At 68.7% G+C, this 4,876-nt stretch carries 4 protein-coding genes; 1 reads left to right on the top strand and 3 read right to left on the bottom strand.

The features are described 5' to 3' along the window. Window positions 1–728, top strand: a 728-nt coding sequence (locus tag G3N92_RS30965; protein ID WP_206131355.1) for a hypothetical protein, incomplete at its 5' end; no start/stop codon positions are given. Window positions 729–773: 45 nt separating this feature from the next. Here the strand turns inward: G3N92_RS30965 and pelG are convergent. From pelG to G3N92_RS30950, 3 genes are all read right to left on the bottom strand, one after another. Continuing rightward, a complete protein-coding gene (pelG, locus tag G3N92_RS30960; protein WP_206131354.1) occupies window positions 774–2,144 on the bottom strand; it encodes an exopolysaccharide Pel transporter PelG in 1,371 nt (456 codons plus the stop codon). A gap of 15 nt (window positions 2,145–2,159) precedes the next feature. Next, the gene (gene pelF / locus G3N92_RS30955) at window positions 2,160–3,734 is read right to left on the bottom strand and encodes a GT4 family glycosyltransferase PelF (protein ID WP_206131353.1); all 1,575 of its coding nucleotides are present in this window, start codon (window positions 3,732–3,734) and stop codon (window positions 2,160–2,162) included. A gap of 8 nt (window positions 3,735–3,742) precedes the next feature. Next, window positions 3,743–4,876, bottom strand: a 1,134-nt coding sequence (locus tag G3N92_RS30950; RefSeq protein ID WP_206131352.1) for a sugar ABC transporter permease, incomplete at its 5' end; no start/stop codon positions are given.

Raw genomic sequence — 4,876 nt, 5'->3', positions numbered from 1 at the left:
TCGACCGCGCCCGCGCGCGGCTCGACGCGCACCAGCTGCTCGCGCAGGACGCGCTGGCGGCCGGCGCCGGTTTTCTCGCGCAACTGGGCGTGGACGGCGCGCCGCTGTTCCAGTCCGTCGATCTCGACGGCCGTCTCGCGCTGGCGGTGCTGGCCGGCATGGACGAAGTCGCCCGCCATCCCGAGTTCGTGCAGCACGAAGCCGCCGCGTTCGCGGTGGCGAACGCGCGCACGGTGCTCGAATTCACCGACCTGTTCCGCTTCTATCTGGACAGCGCCGAGCGCCTCGGCAATCCGTCGGCCCATGCCGCGCAACGCCGCGAGGCGGCTCAGACGGCGCTCGATCACCTGTACCCGGCGCTGTTCGGCGCGCTCGATTGCCCGCAGGTGGCCGGCCTGCCCTCGCCGGACGGCGTCGCGCAGGTGGTGCGCGCGTGGGTGGCGGCCGGCCGCGCGCTCGGCTTCGTGCGGCTCTCGCGCGGCGCGTTGCAGGTGGCCCGCCACGGCGGCTATCGCGGCGAGGAAGGCGTGCAGGCGCAACAACTCGTCGCGCGCTATCTGGCGGACGCGACGGCGTTTCTGATGGAATCGGAGGTATTGGGCGGCGTGCTCGGCCAGGACGGCGGCACCTGTTCCTACCCGATCGGGCGCGACGGCCGGCATGCGGTGGTGCAACTGAGTCACGGCGGCCTGATCTCGCTGGCCACCTATCAGGCGCAACGCGCCTGAGCGAGCAAGCGGCGGCGGCGCACAGGGCCCGCCGCCGCGCCGCGATCACTGCAGCATGAACGTTTCGTACTCGAGCGTTTCGAGCTTGCGGTCGAGCCAGTACAGGCTGGCCAGCATCACCGCGAACAACGCGCCCGCGAAGCCGTAGCCGTAAGTGGCCGGGTTCGCGTTCAGCGTGAGCGCCGTCAGCAGCACGTTGAGCGTCACGAAGCCGCCCACCAGCCAGATCACGATGCGCCGCTTGTCCAGATAGAAGAACACGTTGAGGATGCCCATGAACACCACCTGCATGCTGGCGGCGATCACGTCGATATAGAGCAGCGGCAGGTACAGCGACGGGATGTGCAGCCACTGCAGCAAGGTGGGCGCGGCGGCGAACAGGATCAGCGCGGCCATCCCCTGGATCTTCAGGATTTCCCACACGCCCTCGCGCAGCGCCTCAACCATCGCGCGCTGCATCCGCTCGATGTGCTGGAGCGAGGCGCCCTCGCGCACGGCGTCGTAGAACGCGTCGTAGTACTCGACGAAATCGGTCTCGATGCGCAGCAGGAACACCGCCATGCCCGGAATGATCGCCAGGTAGGCCAGGAACACCGGGATGTCGTAGATGATCGACGCGCGCAGCGGCCCGATCACCGGCTGGCCGGTGCCCGCCGAGTACCAGAACATGAACTTGTCGATCCAGATGCCGAGGTTGTACAGGAACCCGATCAGCATCAGCGACGGATAGCGGTAGCGCTTCTCGAAGATCTCGAACGAGATGAAGCGGTCGCTGTCGAAATCGCGGTAGATCAGCCCGAGCAGGCCGCACAGCAGCAGCGTCTGGCCCACCACGAAGCCGGTCAGCAGGCCGCTCAGCCCGAAGCGCTCGAGCCCGATCGCGGCGATCGTGGTGACCGCGTAGCCCACCGCGAACACCACGATGATCGCCACGTAGCGCTTCATGCCCGACAGGAAGATGGTGGCGATCCAGATGTTGCTCATCACCACGAAGCCGGCCAGCATCAGCATCCGGTAGCCGGCCGTCTGCCCGCCGAACGCGAACAGCGTGACCAGCGCGCCGATCACGGCGGACGCCACCGTCACCACCAGCATCACGGCATGGAAGTTCGGCAGCACGAGATCGCGGCGCTTCTCGAACAGGCGGTCCGACGTGAAGCGCGTGTACCAGAGTTGCAGCGGCCCGGTCAGCACCAGCGACACCGCGATGAGATAGGTCACCGACACCTGGAACTGCGTGACCGCCCCCGTCGGCGTGACGAACGGCACGCTGAGCACGCCGATCAGCAGGATCCCGACGATCGACAGCACCCACGGCCCCGCGCCGATCAGCCCCGCATAGGTATAGGCCTGCATCATGCCCGTCAGCGTGTTGCGACGGAGCATCTTGCGCAGTTCGAATCCGATTCCGGCCATGGTTCGCGGCCTCCTTCAGTGCATCGGGCAGGTCAGCGGCCCGCCCGCGGCCTGCTGCGACGGCGCCTCGATCAGGCGCCGGTACAGCGTGCGATACGAACCGATCATCTGGTCCTGCGTGTAATAACGTTCGACGCGGGCCATCCCGGCGCGCTGCGCGGCGTGCCAGTTGCCGTCCTCGAACAGATCGAGCGCGGCCTCGGCCAGCGCGCGCGGGTCGGCGATCTGCACCACGCGGCCCGCCGCGCCCAGCGCGGCGTCCTCGCCGGGCAGGCCTTCGATCAACTGGCGGCACGAACCGACATCGGTGGTCACCGACGGCACGCCCGCCGCGAAGCCTTCCAGCACCACCAGCGGCAGCGCCTCGGAGATCGAGCTGAGCACCAGCATTCCGCACTTCGGCAGCAGCTCGTCGATCTTCTGGAAACCGAGGAACTTGACCTTGTCCTTCAGGCCGAGGCTGTCCACCAGCGCGCGGCATTCCTGCGCGTAGGCGAGATCCTCGTCTTCCGGGCCGGCGATCCACGCTTCGGCGTCCGGCATGCGGCGCAGCACGGTCAGCATCGCGCGGATGAACGTCTTGATGTCCTTGATCGGCACCACGCGGCCGATCAGGCACAGCGTTTTCGGCACCTCGGCCGCGCGCTTCTCGCGCAGCGGCGCGAGGCGCGCGAGGTTCACGCCGTTCGGGATCGTGCCGGTGCGTTCGGCCGGCGCGCCGTCGACGATCTGGCGCTGCCGGTTGCCCTCGTACAGCGCGATGATGTCGCTCGACGCGTCGTAGCACGCGCGGCCCAGCGCCTGGAAGAAGCGCACCCACAGATCGCGGAAATAGCCCACCTGCGATACGTCGCGCTCGAAGATGCTGCGGTTGTCGCGGATCCACTCGCTCTGGAACAGGTCGATCTTGCGTTCCTTGGTGTAGATGCCGTGCTCGGACACCAGCAACGGGCGGCCCGTGCGGTGATGCGCGAGCGCGCCGAGAAAGCCGGCGTAACCGGTGGACACCGTATGCAGCACCTTGCCCGCCGGCAGCCCTTCGGCGATCCGCGCCAGTTGCCAGAGCGGCTTGTGCATGATCCGCACCGTCCAGAAGTAGTCGACGAACGACGGATCGGTGCAGTGCTTGCGGTATTGGTCGGTCAGGTATTCCCAGGCTTGCTTCGAATACAGGAACGCGTCCTCGCTCAGCGCGCCGCCCGGCTTCAGGTCGGCCAGCATGTCCTTGAGCAGTTGCGCGCCCACCGTGCGCATCGCCGGGTTGCGCATGCTTTCGTGCAGCGCGGCCGAACGGGCGAAGGCTTCCGGATCGCCGCCCATCTTCTTGACGAGCGGCGGCGGCGGGAAATCGTAGAGGTAGTGATTCTCCAGATGCACGACGTTGTCGGGCAGCACGTAATGCTGCTTCGCGTAATCCTGCGGGCGGCTGCCGAGGAAGCACAGCGCGAAGCTGTGCTCCGGGAACGCCCGGATCATCTGGTTGACCCAGCTCGACACGCCGCCGCTCACATACGGGAACGTGCCTTCAAGCAGCAGCAGCACGTCGGCGGAGGCGGCGCGCGGCAGCGCGGTCGTGGACGGTGTCGTCATGGCGGAACTCATTCGCGGGAGGCACTGGCCGCAGCCGCGTCGGGCTCCGGCTGCCAGAAATCGAGGGCGGCCTGCAGCGTCGGCGTGACGGCGTGACGATCCATCGCGCCGAGCAGGCTGTGCACGCGCACGAAATCGCGGCGCAGGTAGGCCGCTTCGGCCAGGTAAGGCAGCATCCGGTCGCGCGGGAAGCCGCTTTCGATGGCGCGGGCCAGCATCGCGTCGGCGGCGTCGAGGTCGCGCAGCAGCAGCGCGAGACGGCCGCGCAGGCGCCACAGCGCGGCGTCGCCCGGCGCGAGCGCCAGCGCGGCTTCGGCGAAGCGGTCGGCTTGCGCGATCGCGTTGTCGTACACGTCGCCCGTCACCAGTTGCTGATAGATCAGTTCGCCGTACAGCTCGGCCAGCGTCTTGAGGATGCGGGCGCGCTCGGTCAGGTCGAGCGAACCGGCGCCGTGCCCCTCGAGCGCGCTGCGCTCGGCCGTGATGCGCTGGGTCAGCGCCTTTTCCTTGCTTTCGAGGCTGCCGTAGGCCAGCAGACGGATGTCGTCGAGCGGATCGGCGAGCATTTCCTGCAGGATCGGCGACACCGTGCGCACCGGCAGCGACTGCATCGCGAGCAGCGCGGTCATGCGGAAATCCACGCTGGCGTCGGCGTTGCGCAGCTCGGCCTTCAGGCGCGCGCCGCGGCCGTAGGACACCGAGCCGATCAGGTATTCGGCGAATTCCGGCTCTTCCACCGCCGTGACCGGCAGGATCGCGCGGTTGGCGGGCAGCACGCGCGCCAGCACGAACGCGCCGAGCGCGCAGAAGATCGCGCCGAACGGCACCGCGAAATTGAAGAAGCCGAGCAGCACCATGCCGGGCCAGCGCGCCGGGCGCAAATGGCGCGGCAGCAGGCGCGCCGAGCCGGCGGTGGCGAACACGGCCGCCACCAGCAGGATCAGCAGGCAGGTGACGAACAGCGGCGTGTTGACGCGCGACGACGCGGCCACGGCGGCGGTGTCGGCCGGCAGCCCGCCGAGCCAGAGCGCCGACATGTCGGGCACGCTGCGCAGGCTGACCAGGCACGCATACCCCTGCAACGCGAGCGCGATCAGCAGCGCCACGGCGGCCAGCAGCGCGCCGAGCGCACCGCCGTCGCG

The organism is Burkholderia sp. Ac-20379 (genome assembly GCF_017104645.1).
In the GTDB taxonomy this organism is placed as follows: domain Bacteria; phylum Pseudomonadota; class Gammaproteobacteria; order Burkholderiales; family Burkholderiaceae; genus Burkholderia.
Note: the sequence above shows the minus strand (reverse complement) of the source record. Positions and strands in the feature narration are given on the sequence as shown.